This is a genomic window from uncultured Hyphomicrobium sp. (assembly GCF_902826555.1).
In the GTDB taxonomy this organism is placed as follows: domain Bacteria; phylum Pseudomonadota; class Alphaproteobacteria; order Rhizobiales; family Hyphomicrobiaceae; genus Hyphomicrobium_C.
In genome coordinates this window covers 1-14,470 of sequence record NZ_CADEFI010000059.1, presented here as the reverse complement: position 1 = coordinate 14,470, position 14,470 = coordinate 1, and the positions used below count along the sequence as shown (strand labels likewise).

Below are 14,470 nucleotides of genomic sequence, written 5' to 3'. Positions count from 1 at the left end.
CGTGAAGATGCGGGGTTCCTGCGGTTAGACGGAAAGACCCCGTGCACCTTTACTGTAGCTTTACACTGGCAATCGTGTTTGCATGTGTAGGATAGGTGGTAGGCTTTGAAGCAGGGGCGCCAGCTCTTGTGGAGCCGCAATGTGAAATACCACCCTTATGAACATGGTTGTCTAACCGCGAGCCGTTATCCGGTTCCGGGACATTGTATGGTAGGCAGTTTGACTGGGGCGGTCGCCTCCTAAATGGTAACGGAGGCGTGCGAAGGTGGGCTCAGGTTGGTCGGAAATCAACCGTCGAGTGCAATGGCATAAGCCCGCCTGACTGCGAGACTGACAAGTCGAGCAGAGTCGAAAGACGGCCATAGTGATCCGGTGGTCCCTCGTGGAAGGGCCATCGCTCAACGGATAAAAGGTACGCCGGGGATAACAGGCTGATGATTCCCAAGAGTCCATATCGACGGAATCGTTTGGCACCTCGATGTCGGCTCATCTCATCCTGGGGCTGGAGCAGGTCCCAAGGGTATGGCTGTTCGCCATTTAAAGAGGTACGTGAGCTGGGTTCAGAACGTCGCGAGACAGTTCGGTCCCTATCTGCCGTAGGCGTTGGAGAATTGAGAGGATCTGACCTTAGTACGAGAGGACCGGGTTGGACGCACCTCTGGTGGACCTGTTGTCGCGCCAGCGGCACAGCAGGGTAGCTATGTGCGGACGGGATAACCGCTGAAGGCATCTAAGCGGGAAACCCACCTCGAGATTATTTCTCCCTTGAGAGCCGTTGTAGACCACAACGTTGATAGGCCGGGTGTGGAAGTGCAGCAATGCATGTAGCTTACCGGTACTAATAGCTCGATCGAACTTCGATCGCTCTCATTAAGCAATGCTCATCTTATCCCTCACGCGGCCGCAGGCCGCTCCGGGAGGGCGGCGCTCGCGCCGGGCTCGCATTCGCGAGCCGCGGACCTTTGGTCCGAAAAGGCGCGGTGTACATAGCGCCGCCTGATGAGCGTAGGAGCACTGAAAGACCAGAATTTTTTCGCCTCACGCTTTCGCCGACCTGGTGATTATGGCGGGGTGGCTGCACCCGATCCCATTCCGAACTCGGCCGTGAAACGCCCCAGCGCCAATGGTACTTCGTCTTAAGACGCGGGAGAGTAGGTCGTCGCCAGGTCTGCGAAATCGTGACGCGAAAATCGAATTCATCAATGCGCGATGCTCTGCATCGACATCCTCTTCACATGACGATCAAAACGCCGCCCTGGCTCACGCCCGGGCGGCGTTTTTGCGTCTTGGCAAGGCTCGTGTGGCAGTCTGCGTTCATCGCGGATAACCACTGTTCCGGCGTGAAGACGCTACCCTGTTGTTCTGGATCGGCGCGTCATGGTGCCGGCTGAGCGATCCGGCAACTTGGGCGCTGCGCGATGCGGATGAGACCCCCGTGTCACCACGGCTTTCGCGATTCCTGTTTCGGCGACGGCACGATGCTCTGTCTGCCGGCTCCCGGCGAGCTCGACGAGACTGTTGCTGCGCGCGAGCCTCTCGGCGCGCACGTACGATTCCGGACTTCATCGGTCAGGGGCGGCTTCGAGCGTGGGACAATGCTGACCTGCGCGTCCGAGTTCAGTCCGGCAATCCGAATGCAATCACTGCTCCGCCTTGGCGGAAGCCGAAGAGCTGGTTGCCGCCGGCCGCCACGGCGACGAATTGCTTGCCGCCGACGGCATATGTCACGGGTGGTGCGTTCACGCCCGCGCCGCAGTTGAAGGACCACAGGCGGTTGCCGGAACTGGCGTCGAAGGCCGAGAGATCGCCTTTGCCTTCTCCGGTGAATACAAGGCCGCCGGCTGTCGCCAGCACGCCGCCAATCAGCGGATCGCCGGTTTTCTGCTGCCACGCGATCTTGCCGGATGCCTTGAGGTCGATGGCTGTCAGGGTGCCCCAGTGCTCGACGCCGTCGATGGTTTCGAAGGCCGACGTCTTGATCGCGGGCTTGTCTCCATCGGCGGGGATCTCGCGGATCACATAGCGCATCGGGAGATGCAAGGCGGCGACGTAGGCCAGGCCACGCTTCTCGTCGACCGCAGTGGGCGACCAGTTCGACCCGCCGGCGGCGCCGGGTGCGATTTCCACACCTTCCAGCGACGGTTTTGCGAACAGATTGGATTGCGGAACGAAGGCCTCTGATTTGAAGAGCAGCTTTCCGTCCCGCCGGTCGTGCACGTAGTACCAGCCAAGCTTGCTCGCCTGACCGACGGCGGGAACCGTTGCTCCATCGATTGTCACGTCGAACAGCGCTGGCGGGCTCGCGACGTCGTAGCCCCAGAGGTCGTGAGGTATCTGCTGATAGTGCCACACGAGCTTGCCGGTCTTCGCTTCGACGGCAACCAGCGAGGAGGTGAAGAGGTTGTCACCTGGGCGCGTGTCGCCGATCGACTGAGGAGAGGGATTTCCGATGCCGAAGAAAAGGAGGCCTCTCTCGGCATCCACAGCCGGCGAATGCCATATGGATCCGCCTCCGTACTTCCAGGCGTCAGAGAACTTTTCTGCGGCTGCCTTTTCCGCCTCGATATCGCGCGGCAGCTTCACGCCATCGGGTGTGGTTGCGCGGAACTCGCCTTCCCAGCCTTTCTGGGTGGTGTCGAACTGCCAGACTTTCGCGCCGGTCTTCGCATCGTAGGCCGCCAGGAAACCGGGGCGGCCATAGCGGCCGGCGACGCCGATCACGGCGCCGAGGGGCATGCCGGGACGCGCGGCATCGAGGTGCAGGCCGTAGCCGACGCCGGTGATGCCGGCGAACACCTTACCATCGTAGACCAGCGGTGCGGACGCGGCGCCGACGCCGGTCGAGCCTGTCACGGCGCGATCGGACAGAACGTTGCCTTCACCCCGTGCGCGCTTGTCCTCGGTGGCGACGGCTTCGCCGGGCTCGGCGAGTGCGATGTCCCATGCCACCTTGCCGGTGGTCGCGTCGAGAGCGACCAGCCGTGCATCGATCGTAGCGACGAAAACCAAACCCTCGCTGATCGCGACGCCGCGGTTGGCCGGGCCGCAGCACAGCTTCTCGGTCTTCCTCTTGTGCTCGTATCGCCAAATCTCTCGACCCGTTTCCGCGTTCACCGCGATCACGTGCGAGAAGGGCGCGGAGAGATACATGATCCCGTCGGCGATGAGCGGTGTGGTCTGGAACGTGGCAGAGATCCCGGTCTGGTAGATCCACTTCGGGACCAGAGACTTGACTGATCCCGTATTGATCGCCTCGAGCGGCGAGAAGCGCTGGTTGGTGTAGTCGCGGCCGTGGACCAGCCAATTCGATTCATCGGCGCCGGCCGCTTTCAACCGCCGATCCGTTATCGGCTCGGCGCAAGCCGGTCCTGCCAGCGTTGAAAAGAGCGCGCAAAGAAGCAGCGTACGGAAGCGGTGCATGAGGAACCTCGGCGCCAAGTCAATCCACCTGTCTATGGATCGCCACGTGGACCGACAATAGATCCAATGGTCGATTGAATATCGGCAACGCTATCGGGGATGCTAGAGGTGAGCCACGGCCAGGAAACCGGCGATGACCATGAGCGACATGGCGGTGGACAGATTGATGTCGCCTGGCTCGCGGACCCTGACCTCGCGGATCACTTCACGTATTTCGACGTCGGGTCGCGCGTCGGGCTCGCGGGCGCGGATCCAGCTCCAGAAAAAGCGGGCAAAGGACTGGGTTCGGCGCCAGATCTCGAACGGGGCGCGGCGCCACCCATACTTCATGCCGTAGATGGCGAAGATCAGAACGGTGATTTGCAGGAGCGTGGAAACCCAGCCGCCGATCAGAAACCAGACCAGGGACAGCACGAGGCCGCCGATCGACAGCAGCCAAGATGCGATCCAACCAAGGGTTTCCATGTCATTCTCTCCCTGGACGCTGCTGCGCCTCTCGAAAACGTGACCGCCGCCCGTGCAACGCCGGCGGGTGCTGTCCGTATAGCTTCACGTTCTACGAATCCATTCCAGACAGGTGTCAAAATGCTGTTCGCCAAGAAGAAGACCGAGATGCCGACCGTGGAAACCGCGCTCAAAGGGCGCCCGGCTCCCCTGCCGACCGCCGAGGAGCACTTCGTTTTCGGGCGGCCGCTCAAGGGACCCTACCCGGCCGGGCTCGAGACGGCCATGTTCGGGATCGGATGTTTCTGGGGGGCGGAACGCAAGTTCTGGCAGCTCGGCGCCGGCATCTGGGTGACGGCCGTCGGCTACGCCGGCGGGCTCACGCCGAATGCGACCTACGAGGAGGTCTGCACCGGCAGGACGGGACATAACGAGGTGGTGCTCGTGGTGTTCGATCCCAAGGTCGTCTCCTATGACGCGCTGCTCAAGACGTTCTGGGAGAGCCACAATCCGACGCAGGGCATGCGGCAGGGCAACGACGTCGGCACGCAGTACCGTTCGGGCATCTACGTTTTCTCGGATGCGCAGCGGGCGGCGGCCGAGGCGTCGAAGGCGGCCTATCAGCAGCGGCTCACGGCGGGCGGGTTCGGCCCCATCACGACCGAGATCCTCTCGGCGCCGGAGTTCTACTTCGCCGAGGACTATCACCAGCAGTACCTGGCGAAGGTCCCGCACGGTTATTGTGGCCTCGGCGGGACGGGTGTCGCCTGCGCCATGCCGACCGGCGTCACGGCCGGCTGACAGCGGCTCCCCGATACATTGACGAAGCCCGCGGCATAAAAAATGTCGCGGGCTTTTTGCTGTGGCGGTATCCGGCCGTACCGTGACGTCTCCCCAGTTGCCGATCGGTCTCAGCGCCACTGCGGAACCCCGCCGCAAGCGGCTCGGATTCTTCCCTGACTCCAAGCCTCTAGCGCTTCCTTTCGCGATGCCCGATCAGGCACGCCCGACGGAGTGCGCCAACGTGTGGCCGAATCGGCACAATTTTTCAGCTTTAACCGTTTTCCCCCAATGGGTTATCGCGGTGCACAATTTGGCCTCTATTATGCAGTGAAACGGGCGGGTCATCCGTGGCAAGACGAGGGGTAAAATAATGATCGCAAAACGGTCCCTGTTGGCCTGTGCGGGTATGGTCGCAGCGACCGTGGCCGTTGCCGAGGAGTTCAAGATGCCGCCGGAGGTTACGCCGTCGCTCCGCGCCGCGTGCGAAACCGATGTCCGGCGCCTCTGCATCGGGCAGAATCCGACGGTCGCGAAGGTGAAGCGCTGCGTGCTGGTGAAGTACTTCCAGCTCGGCAAGAAGTGCCAGGTCGAGCTCGCCTCGCTGGGGATCGGCCGCTAGGGTCGTTCCGGTTTTGGTGGAATCGGAGAACGATCCTAGGTGTATTCTTTGCCGTGCTTCTTTGTCGGAAAACCGGGTCCCACTTTTCCGGAAGCACTCTAGCCTCCGCACCCGCCTTGCAACGCACGAGATTGACGCCGTTCGGTCCAGGGATCGGGCGGCGCATTCGTTTGTGCCGATGCCGGCCGGTACGCGGGCTCAATGAGGCGGATGAGTGAATGTGGCGCGCGGGCGATGCTGGGTCTTCTCCCAACGGTAGGGCGCGGTCACGATCTGAAACAGAGCGCGGTAGGCTGCGAGCGAGATCAGGAGCCAATAGGCGGGCATGAGGAGCGCCCAAAGCGCGAGGCCGCTTCGTCCGCGCCCGGCGACGGCCACGCAGCCGAGGGCAACTCCCGATACGTATCCAAGGACGAGGTTGACGAGGCCAAGAACGGTGACCGCTTCCGAAAGCGCGTGGTGGTCCAGCGTTTGCAGCGGGCCATAGGCGGCCTCGGCGATGGCGACGACGTAAAACCAGGGGTGGACCAGCGTCGAAAGGATGAGGCCGCCCATCAGCACCTGTAGCCCGAAAAACTGCAGCCAGCCGAGATCCCGCGCCGTGCGCAGAGGATTACGCATGTGCACGAGGTAAGTCTGTATCCAGCCTTTGAGCCAACGGGTACGCTGGTTGCGCCAGGTCCTGAAGTTGGCGGGCGCTTCCTCCCACGTCGTCGACGCGAGCACCTTGACCGACCGCCCGCGGCGGGCAAGCCGGATGCCGAGGTCGGCATCCTCGGTCACGTTGAACGGGTCCCAGCCGCCGACGTCGTCGAGAACCGCGCGCGGGAAGTGGTTCGACGTTCCGCCGAGCGGGACTGGCAGGCCGAAGCGCTCGAGCGTCGGCAACAGGCAATCGAACAGCACGGTGTACTCGATCGCGAACTGGCGCGTCAGCCACGACTCGTTGTCGTTCAGCACGTTGAGCCGGGCCTGCACGCAGCCAAGGCCCGGATCGGATGCGAGCAAGCTCGCGGCGCGGCGGAGCTGGTCCGGCTCCGGCACGTCCTCGGCGTCATAGACGACGACAAGATCGCCGGTTGCGCGGCGCAAGGCGAAGTTGAGCGCGCGAGGCTTGGTACGCGGGTTGCCGTCCGGCACCACGACGACGGCCATATGCGGCGGCAGCGCCACCGCGGCCACGGCATCGCGGGTCTCGCTGTCGAGGCTCTCGAGGATCAGCAACACCTCGAGCCTGTCGCGCGGGTAGTCGATGGCGCCAAGCGCCGCCACGAGGTCCGGCACGATGGAGGCTTCGTCATAGATTGGGACCAGAAGCGAATACCGTGGAAGGAGTGCGCTCGTTGCGTCGTTCTCGGGGCGTGTGGCGGGCTTGGCGGCTGGCCCCGAGAAGGCATGCCAGAGCGCGGCGGTCCGCAACGCCACGACGCAGAAGAACGGTAGTACGAGGAGAGCGGCAAGAGCAAAGACGGCCTGCTCCGGAAGGGCGATGCCGCCGATCACGAATGCCGGAACAAACAGAAGGAGCATCGCCTTTTGCCACGCCCAGATGGGCTGTCCGGCAGAAAACTCCGGCTGGTGCCCACGCAGGTGGTTGATGGCGTGGTCGAGATCCTGCCGATCGCGTGTTTCGGAGATTTGGGCGGCACTGCGCGCATCGGCCGGCTGCGGTTTTGGCCACGGGACGAGGGGAAGCGGCGGGTGCAGGCCTGCGCGCAAGCCCGGAGCTTGGCGCTGCGCGTTGGCGCGGCCATCAAGTCGCTCCTGCACCTGGATTATCCCCCAGCAGTCGCTCTTTTTGTGGGGCGAGCGTGTTTCACACCGCTCGCTCCCGTAATGATCTTGCCATAATGCGTTCGATGTTGAATAGGATTCTCAGCCATGCTCATCGCGAGGCCTGCCGCATCATGACATCCACGACCATGCCACGCTCCGCTCGTTGCGGAGCGCTCGCCTTGAGGGCGTTCACGGCTTTGCTCGTGGCGGCGTCACTTTCCTTTTCGGTGGCAATCGGTTCGGCCGACGTGTCGCGTGCGCAGGACGCGGAGCCCGCGGCGTCAAGCCCGGATGGCGCTGCGCAACCGGCCGAGCCCCGCCGCTTCGTGATCCGGTTTCTTACGGAGGGCGAGTTTCCGCCGTTCAACTATTACGACGACGAGGGTGTTCTCTCCGGGTTCAACGTGGATCTCGCGCGCGCGATCTGTCTCGAGGCCGGCGCCGCGTGCGATATCAAGGTGCGCCCGTGGGAAGAACTCATCATCGGGCTCCGCCGGGGTGACGCCGATGCCGTGATCGCCGCGCACCGCGTCACGGCGGGCGGGCTTGCGGAAGTGGATTTCTCGGATCGCTATTTCTACACGCCAGGCCGGTTTGCGGCCCGCAAAGGCGGAGACGTGACCGACGTCGGTCCGGACGAGCTCGACGGCGTCACGATCGGGGTTGCCAAGGGTACGGCGCACGAAGCCTTCGTCAAGGCGTTCTACCGCGACAGCCGGATCGTCGTGTTCGAGAATCCCGAGCTTGCCCGTGAGGCGCTGCAGCAAGAAAAAGTCGATCTCGTATTCGACGATGCCATCAGCCTGGCCTTCTGGCTCAATGGGTCGCTCTCGCGCCAATGCTGCGAATTCAAAGGCGAAGCCTTTTTGGAGCCCAAGTACTTCGGTGACGGGCTGGCGGTGGCGCTGCCGCGCAACGACCCCCAGATCAAGATCCTCATCAACAATGCGCTGAAACGGGTGCGCCAGAGCGGTCGCTTCCAAGAGCTGGTTGAGCGCTATTTTCCGGTGCGGATTTACTGAGTTAACCTTCGCTTTTTCCCATCCCCATGGCGTCAGCGCCGCAGGCGGGGGCATTGTCATACTCCTGAAATGCAAATCCCTTGTAAGAGCCGCAGGGGACCCGCTGGCATGCGGACGGAGGCTCATCGCATGGGGACGGAACGCTTATACCGGACGCTATTCATCTCGGATGTGCATCTCGGCACACGTGCTTCCCAGGCTGAAATGCTCCTCGACTTCCTCAAGTACAACGACGCCGAGACGATCTATCTGGTCGGCGACATCCTCGATTTCTGGCGCATCAAGCGCGGGGCGGTCTGGCCGCAGACGCATAACGACGTGCTGCAGAAGCTCTTGCGTAAGTCCCGCAAGGGGACCCGCATCGTCTATATCCCCGGCAACCACGATGAAGGCATCCGCGACTATGCGGGAATGCACTTCGGCGGCATCGAGATCGAGCGTCAGGCGTTGCACACGATGGCCGATGGGCGCCGCTTTGTCGTGATGCATGGCGACGAGTACGACGTCGTGGTGCGCTACGCGCGCTGGCTCGCGTTTCTCGGCGATCGCGGCTACGAGCTTGCCCTGTGGACCAACTGGCCCCTCAACTTCATCCGGCGGCGGCTGGGGCTCGGATACTGGTCGCTCTCGGCCTATCTCAAGCATCGCGTGAAAACGGCGGTGAGCTTCATCGGCGAGTTTGAGAAAAACCTCGCGGAGGAAGCGCGCCGGCATGAGGTGGATGGCGTCATCTGCGGGCATATCCACCATGCCGCGAGCCGCGATATCTCCGGCGTGCATTACATCAACACGGGAGATTGGGTCGAGAGCTGCACGGCGGTGGGCGAAACCCACACAGGCGAGATCGAGCTGATCCGTTGGCTCGACGTCGTGCGTGAGCGGGCGGAGCGCCCCGTGGCGGATCCGGCGCTTCAGGCGGCGTGATGCGCATCCTGCTCGCAACCGACGCCTGGGTCCCTCAGATCAACGGCGTCGTGAGGACCTATCAGCGGCTTGCGCACGAACTCGAATTGATCGGCTCGGAACTGGTGGTGCTGGGGCCGCAGAATTTCCGTTGCGTCCCCTGCCCGAGCTATCCCGAGATCGGGCTCGCCGTCCCCGATTGGAAACGCTGCGCGCGGTTGATCGAAGAGGCGCAGGTCGATGCGATCCATATCGCTACGGAGGGGCCCGTCGGCTGGATGGCGAGAGCGTATTGCAAACGTCGCCGGCTGCCTTTCACCACCAGCTTTCATACCCGCTTCGCGGACTACGTCAGCGCACGGTGGCCGGTGCCGGAATCCTGGGTCTATGCCTTTCAGAGGCGGTTTCACAAGCGCAGCGCGGGCATGATGGTGGCGACGGAGAGCCTTGCGGCGGATTTGCGCCGGCGCGGTTTCGAGCGATTGCTGCCTTGGACACGCGGCGTCGATACGCAGCTCTATCGCCCGGGAACGGCACGACTTTTTGGCGATGGCTCGGTGTTTCTCTACGCGGGCCGTGTGGCCGTCGAGAAAAACATCGAAACGTTCCTCAAGCTCGAGTTGCCGGGCGTCAAGGTGGTGGTCGGCGACGGTCCGCAGCTCGCCGAGCTCGAAGCGCGCTATCCGTCGGTCGTTTTCACGGGTGTCCGCGAGGGCGAGGGGCTCGCCGCGTGCTACGCTTCGGCGGACGTATTCGTGTTTCCGAGCCTTACCGACACGTTCGGCATGGTGATGCTGGAGGCCATGGCTTCAGGTTTGCCGGTGGCGGCTTTTCCGGTCATTGGGCCAAAGGATCTCATTACGCAGGGCGTGTCGGGCATTCTCGACAACGACTTGGGGGCTGCGGTGCTTGCCGCTCGCGGACTCGATCGTGCGCGTGTGCGGCAGGCGGCGCTCGCATTCCGGTGGGAAGCGGCCGCTAAGCTTTTTCTCGCCAACATCGAGAGCGCGCTCGCGCAGACGCACCAGCGTGACGAGACGGTTGCGCGCGGTCTTCGCATGGGACGCGCGCGCGTCGTTTAGCGCCTGCCTTCTTGCCATCCTCTTGATAGAGAAGGCCGTCTGTCGCCGGACGCGCGCTCGCGCGGCGAAAGTGGAATTTGCGCTGGCCACGCAAGTCGAAATGACTATTCTCTCTGCTTTCCCGGATCGCTTGGCGGACGTCTGTACGGACGGCGAGCTGCGTACGGACAATCTTCATCGGCCGGATTGGCGGGGTCAGGCTTTCGATGCCATTTCGTTCGAGGATCAGCGGTTGCGTCGTGGCAATCCTTGCCTGTGTCCTCTTCTCCGGAGAGGCGCTCGCAAAGTGCCGCATGAAGGGCCCGGACCTTTCGATCAGTGGCATGACGCTGCTCGACAGCGATAGCGCAATCAAGCTTGTCGGAGCAGGCGCAAAGCTCGCAGAGGGCGAGGAAGATCTTCCGCACGCGCGGTTCGTGTCGACGAACGGCGCGCAGGAGCTGGTGCTATTCGCCCACTACGGCGCAGTCGACGACGAATACGCGGAGGTGGAGGTACGCGTCGCCGGGGCGGAGGCGATTGCGCTCAAGGATCTTCCCGTCGAGGTCTTCAAGACCGGTCGCGGTGTGGAGCTCGGCATGAGCGTCGCGCAGGTGCAGTCGTTGTTCGGGACTTGCGTCAAGACGCGCCAGAAGACCGGGTCGGAGCTGTTTATCGAGTATGAGATCGAGGCTGCCGACCGCGATCCGGATCTCAAAACGTTCGGTTATCCCGTCTATTACGCCGAGTATGAGTTTCAGCGCGGCAAGCTCGCGCGCTTTCGCTTCGGGTTCGCATACCCGTAGTCCGATTCAACGATTGAGAGTTGCCGGCTCCTGCGCGGACGCGAGGTAGCCGGCTCATGTCGTTCTATCGTGGCCGGCGCGGGCCGCCGCCAGGACCCATCGATGACGACGGAGGGCCGGAGCGGGCGTCCTTGTGGCGGAAATTGATGCGCCCCTTGGTGAGATCGTACGGCGTCATCTCGACAGTGACCTTGTCGCCCGCGAGGATGCGAATGCGGTTCTTCTTCATGCGCCCGGACGTGTAGGCGATCACTTCATGTCCGTTGTCGAGCTTCACGCGGCAGCGGGCGTCGGGAAGCACCTCTTCCACCACCCCTTCGAACTCGAGCATCTCTTCTTTCGCCATTCACACTCCCTAGGCGATCCCGATCGCCGAAAAACAATGATTGCGTTCTCGCAAAAGCAACGGGGAGCAGATGCCTCCGCTCCCCGTGCTCATCCGTCTTCTCTATTGTCTTAGAGCGGACGCAGGTTCACGGCAGCGATCTTGCCGTTGCGCCCACGCTCGGTCTCGTAAGAAATCTTCTGGCCTTCGCGAAGAGTCTGCAGACCGGCGCGCTCCACGGCCGAGATGTGCACGAAAACATCAGCGCCGCCTTCTTCGGGCTGAATGAAGCCGTACCCCTTTTGACCGTTGAACCACTTTACGGTGCCGTTCGCCATTATAGTGCCTCCAAAGCAGATCGTCATATCCCCGGACCCGATGACCGGAGATGTCATCAAATCGCGCGATGGAGACTTCCAGTTTCAGCGTGGCCCGCTGTCGCAGAGTGAACCAAGGCGTGTTCGATGGCCTTATATGAACCGGCTTTTCTATAAAGGCAAGATGTTGCGCCCGGTACAAAGATTAGCGTCTCTAGAGCATTGCCGGTCCGTAAAATTGAACAGCATGGGTAAATATTGCTACTTCTGCAGCAAGTCTCTCGCGCTCCCTGGACTAGCCATGCCAATGCTGTCCCTGTCACACAGGTATTAAACTAGAGCAAAGTCAGTCCTAGAGTTTGGTCTAGGCCGCTCGGTTAAACTTCTAAGTGCGTTGGATATTCTGCGCGTAAGATCCGTGGACTGCGCACCTTGCCTGTCGGGTGTGTCCGGTTGGGGTGCGGGGGCTCGGGAACTCGCTGTTGCAAATGGAAAAGTCCGCCCGTATAAGTCCGCGCTGAGCCGCCCGGCGGGGCATGCCGTGGCGGCTTTCATGCTTTTACTATCCGCGGTTTCCGCAAAAAAAGCATCTCTGCGCATAGGCTTAGGCCGGCGCCGGGTCGCCCTGCCATTCTTTCAGGCGGGGCAAGCGGGGCCGCTTTCCAACTCGAGGAGAGCAAAATGCCCAAGATGAAGACCAAGAGCGGCGCCAAAAAGCGCTTCAAGATGACTGGCACCGGCAAAGTCAAAGCGGCAGCCCAGGGCAAAAGACACGGCATGATCAAGCGTCACGCGAAGTTCATTCGCGATGCGCGGGGCACCATGGTGCTCAACGACAGCGACGCCAAGATCGTCAAGAAGTACATGCCCTACGCGCGCTGAGACGCGCATCCCACACACCAGTCATAAGGAAGTAGACCCATGGCTCGCGTCAAACGCGGTGTCACCGCACACGCCAAGCATAAAAAGGTTCTGAAGGCCGCCAAAGGCTATTATGGCCGCCGCAAGAGCACCATCCGCATTGCCAAGCAGGCTGTCGAGAAGGCTCTGCAGTACGGCTACCGCGATCGCAAGCGCAAGAAGCGCACGTTCCGCGCTCTCTGGATCCAGCGCATCAATGCTGCCACCCGCGAGCATGGTCTGACCTACGGCCGATTTATTCACGGCCTCTCGAAGGCCGGGATCGACATCGACCGCAAGGTGCTGGCCGATCTCGCCGTGCATGATGCGGCGGCGTTCAAAGCGCTGGTCGATCAGGCTGCCGCCGCCGCCAAGAGCGCGGCCTAAGTCGAGACCGTCATCCCGGGCGCAGGCCCGGACCCCAGCTTTCCACTCTCGGGCGGAGGCCCTGGGTTCCGGCCGTCGCGCACCACGCTCGCCGGATGATCGGCCTTGTCTCCTCTCTGGACCGTCAGCTTGAGGGTCGCGTGATGACCGGCACGACCGAACTCGAAGTGCTCAAGGCCGAACTTCTGGCCGAGATCGCCGCCGCCAAGGATCTTACTCAGATCGAAGCCGTGCGCGTTGCTGCGCTCGGCAAGAAAGGCCGTGTCGCCCAGCAAATGGCGAAGCTCGGCACGCTGCCGGCCGAGGAGCGCAAGAGCTTCGGCGCCGCCACCAACGCAGTGAAGGATGCGGTTACGCAGTCGCTCGACGCACGCCGCGCCGAGCTCGAGGCGCTGGCGCTCGACATCAGGCTCCAGAGCGAGTTCGCCGATGTGACGCTGCCCGTGCGGCCGGGGCCGGAAGCGCTCGGCCGCATCCACCCTGTCAGCCAGGTGTTCGACGAGTGCGTGGAGATCTTCGCCGATCTCGGGTTCGACGTGGCCGAGGGGCCGGATATCGAAACCGACGAGATGAACTTCGGCAAGCTCAACATTCCGCCCGAGCACCCGGCGCGGCAGGAGCACGACACGTTCTATTTCCCGCCCAAAGCGGACGGTTCGCGGCTGCTTCTGCGCACGCACACGAGCCCGGTGCAGATCCGCACCATGCAGAGCCGCAAGCCGCCGATCCGCATCATCGCGCCGGGGCGCGTCTATCGCTGCGACAGCGACCAGACGCACACGCCGATGTTCCATCAGATCGAGGGCCTCGTCATCGACGAGAGCACGCACATGGGGCATCTCAAGTGGGTGCTCGAGGAGTTCTGCAAGGCATTCTTCGAGGTCTCCGACGTCAAGATGCGCTTCCGCGCCTCGCATTTCCCGTTCACCGAGCCGTCGATGGAAGTGGACATCGGAGCGGAGGCGATCGGCAAGCCGGGCCAGTGGCTCGAGATTCTCGGCTGCGGCATGGTGCATCCGAACGTGCTCCGCAACTGCGGGCTCGATCCCGAGGTCTACCAGGGCTTTGCGTTCGGCATGGGGCTCGACCGGTTGACGATGCTGAAATACGGCGTGCCGGATCTGCGCGCGTTCTTCTCGGCGGATCTGCGCTGGCTGCGCCACTACGGCTTTTCCGTGCTCGACGTGCCGACGCTCGGCGGCGGTCTGTCGGGCTGAGGGTTCATAGAAAGGAGTCGGCTCATGGCTTGGGTGACTTCAATAGAAGCAAAGCCTGGTACGGGCAAAATTCAACCGACTCAGCTGGTCGCAAAGGCAAAGGTCTTCTCATCGGAAAGCGGGGCGCTAATTGTTCAGATTGATACCGCCGGATCTGAAGATCGCGCAAAGCCTGGAAAGCAGAGCCAAACACTTCAATTCGGGGAACAGGCAGCCCACCAACTCTATCGGATCCTAAAGGACACCTATAAATTTCAGGATTGATAAATGAAATTCACGCTGTCCTGGCTCAAGGATCATCTCAAGACCAAGGCGACGGTCGAGGAGATCGCAACCAAGCTGTCGGCTATCGGCCTCGAGGTCGAGAGTGTCGAGGATCCGGGCGAAAAGCTTGGTTCATTCCGCGTGGCGCGGATCGTGGAAGCGAAGCGCCATCCGAATGCCGACAAGCTGCAAGTGGTGATGGTCGAGGTCGAGAAGGGGAAACCCT

At 62.4% G+C, this 14,470-nt stretch carries 16 protein-coding genes and 2 rRNA genes; 13 read left to right on the top strand and 5 right to left on the bottom strand.

The genetic code is table 11. The annotated features are described in order from the left end of the window. Together QZV93_RS16755 and rrf are read left to right on the top strand one after the other, a co-directional pair. Positions 1–863 (top strand): 23S ribosomal RNA (locus tag QZV93_RS16755); the annotation flags it as partial. Between the two features lie 190 nt (positions 864–1,053). Further along, positions 1,054–1,168, top strand: a 5S ribosomal RNA gene (gene rrf, locus QZV93_RS16750). Between the two features lie 449 nt (positions 1,169–1,617). Here rrf and QZV93_RS16745 read toward each other — a convergent pair. Both QZV93_RS16745 and QZV93_RS16740 read right to left on the bottom strand, forming a co-directional pair. Further along, on the bottom strand, positions 1,618–3,420 hold the full coding sequence (locus tag QZV93_RS16745; RefSeq protein ID WP_295559769.1) for a PQQ-binding-like beta-propeller repeat protein: 1,803 nt from the start codon (positions 3,418–3,420) through the stop codon (positions 1,618–1,620). A gap of 102 nt (positions 3,421–3,522) precedes the next feature. Continuing rightward, positions 3,523–3,885: a hypothetical protein gene (locus tag QZV93_RS16740; protein ID WP_295559768.1), complete on the bottom strand. Its 363-nt coding sequence runs from the start codon at positions 3,883–3,885 to the stop codon at positions 3,523–3,525. 120 nt (positions 3,886–4,005) lie between these two features. Here QZV93_RS16740 and msrA point away from each other — a divergent pair, with 120 nt between their 5' ends. After that, positions 4,006–4,665: a peptide-methionine (S)-S-oxide reductase MsrA gene (gene msrA / locus QZV93_RS16735; protein ID WP_295559767.1), complete on the top strand. Its 660-nt coding sequence runs from the start codon at positions 4,006–4,008 to the stop codon at positions 4,663–4,665. A gap of 352 nt (positions 4,666–5,017) precedes the next feature. Then, the gene (locus QZV93_RS16730) at positions 5,018–5,266 is read left to right on the top strand and encodes a hypothetical protein (protein WP_295559766.1); all 249 of its coding nucleotides are present in this window, start codon (positions 5,018–5,020) and stop codon (positions 5,264–5,266) included. Positions 5,267–5,464: 198 nt separating this feature from the next. On the opposite strand, the gene QZV93_RS16725 is transcribed toward QZV93_RS16730, so the two are convergent. Beyond that, positions 5,465–7,036 (bottom strand): glycosyltransferase, encoded by a 1,572-nt coding sequence (locus tag QZV93_RS16725; RefSeq protein WP_295559765.1) that lies wholly within the window; start codon positions 7,034–7,036, stop codon positions 5,465–5,467. A gap of 137 nt (positions 7,037–7,173) precedes the next feature. Between QZV93_RS16725 and QZV93_RS16720 the strand changes: the two genes are divergently transcribed. The 4 genes from QZV93_RS16720 to QZV93_RS16705 all read left to right on the top strand — a co-directional run bounded on the left by QZV93_RS16720 (position 7,174) and on the right by QZV93_RS16705 (position 10,834). Continuing rightward, positions 7,174–8,064: a transporter substrate-binding domain-containing protein gene (locus QZV93_RS16720; protein WP_295559764.1), complete on the top strand. Its 891-nt coding sequence runs from the start codon at positions 7,174–7,176 to the stop codon at positions 8,062–8,064. A 129-nt stretch (positions 8,065–8,193) separates the two neighbouring features. Then, a complete protein-coding gene (locus tag QZV93_RS16715) occupies positions 8,194–8,988 on the top strand; it encodes a UDP-2,3-diacylglucosamine diphosphatase (RefSeq protein ID WP_295559763.1) in 795 nt (264 codons plus the stop codon). After that, a complete protein-coding gene (locus tag QZV93_RS16710; RefSeq protein ID WP_295559762.1) occupies positions 8,988–10,049 on the top strand; it encodes a glycosyltransferase family 1 protein in 1,062 nt (353 codons plus the stop codon). Before QZV93_RS16715 ends, QZV93_RS16710 begins: the two co-directional genes overlap by 1 nt. Before the next feature lie 239 nt (positions 10,050–10,288). Next, entirely contained in the window at positions 10,289–10,834 is a 546-nt protein-coding gene (locus QZV93_RS16705) for a hypothetical protein (RefSeq protein WP_295559761.1), read from the top strand. A 64-nt stretch (positions 10,835–10,898) separates the two neighbouring features. Here QZV93_RS16705 and infA read toward each other — a convergent pair whose 3' ends face one another. Together infA and QZV93_RS16695 are read right to left on the bottom strand one after the other, a co-directional pair. Beyond that, a complete protein-coding gene (infA, locus tag QZV93_RS16700; RefSeq protein WP_295559760.1) occupies positions 10,899–11,180 on the bottom strand; it encodes a translation initiation factor IF-1 in 282 nt (93 codons plus the stop codon). 110 nt (positions 11,181–11,290) lie between these two features. Further along, positions 11,291–11,497 (bottom strand): cold-shock protein, encoded by a 207-nt coding sequence (locus tag QZV93_RS16695; protein WP_295559759.1) that lies wholly within the window; start codon positions 11,495–11,497, stop codon positions 11,291–11,293. A 660-nt stretch (positions 11,498–12,157) separates the two neighbouring features. Here QZV93_RS16695 and rpmI point away from each other — a divergent pair. The 5 genes from rpmI to QZV93_RS16670 all read left to right on the top strand — a co-directional run. After that, positions 12,158–12,358 (top strand): 50S ribosomal protein L35, encoded by a 201-nt coding sequence (rpmI, locus tag QZV93_RS16690; protein ID WP_020084060.1) that lies wholly within the window; start codon positions 12,158–12,160, stop codon positions 12,356–12,358. A gap of 39 nt (positions 12,359–12,397) precedes the next feature. Then, positions 12,398–12,763 (top strand): 50S ribosomal protein L20, encoded by a 366-nt coding sequence (gene rplT / locus QZV93_RS16685; RefSeq protein ID WP_295559758.1) that lies wholly within the window; start codon positions 12,398–12,400, stop codon positions 12,761–12,763. A gap of 143 nt (positions 12,764–12,906) precedes the next feature. Beyond that, the gene (pheS, locus tag QZV93_RS16680) at positions 12,907–13,980 is read left to right on the top strand and encodes a phenylalanine--tRNA ligase subunit alpha (protein WP_295559757.1); all 1,074 of its coding nucleotides are present in this window, start codon (positions 12,907–12,909) and stop codon (positions 13,978–13,980) included. Between the two features lie 24 nt (positions 13,981–14,004). Continuing rightward, positions 14,005–14,244, top strand: coding sequence for a hypothetical protein (locus tag QZV93_RS16675; protein WP_295559756.1), 240 nt, complete (start codon positions 14,005–14,007; stop codon positions 14,242–14,244). Positions 14,245–14,247: 3 nt separating this feature from the next. Continuing rightward, a partial coding sequence (locus QZV93_RS16670) for a hypothetical protein (RefSeq protein ID WP_295559755.1) occupies positions 14,248–14,470 on the top strand: 223 nt, incomplete at its 3' end.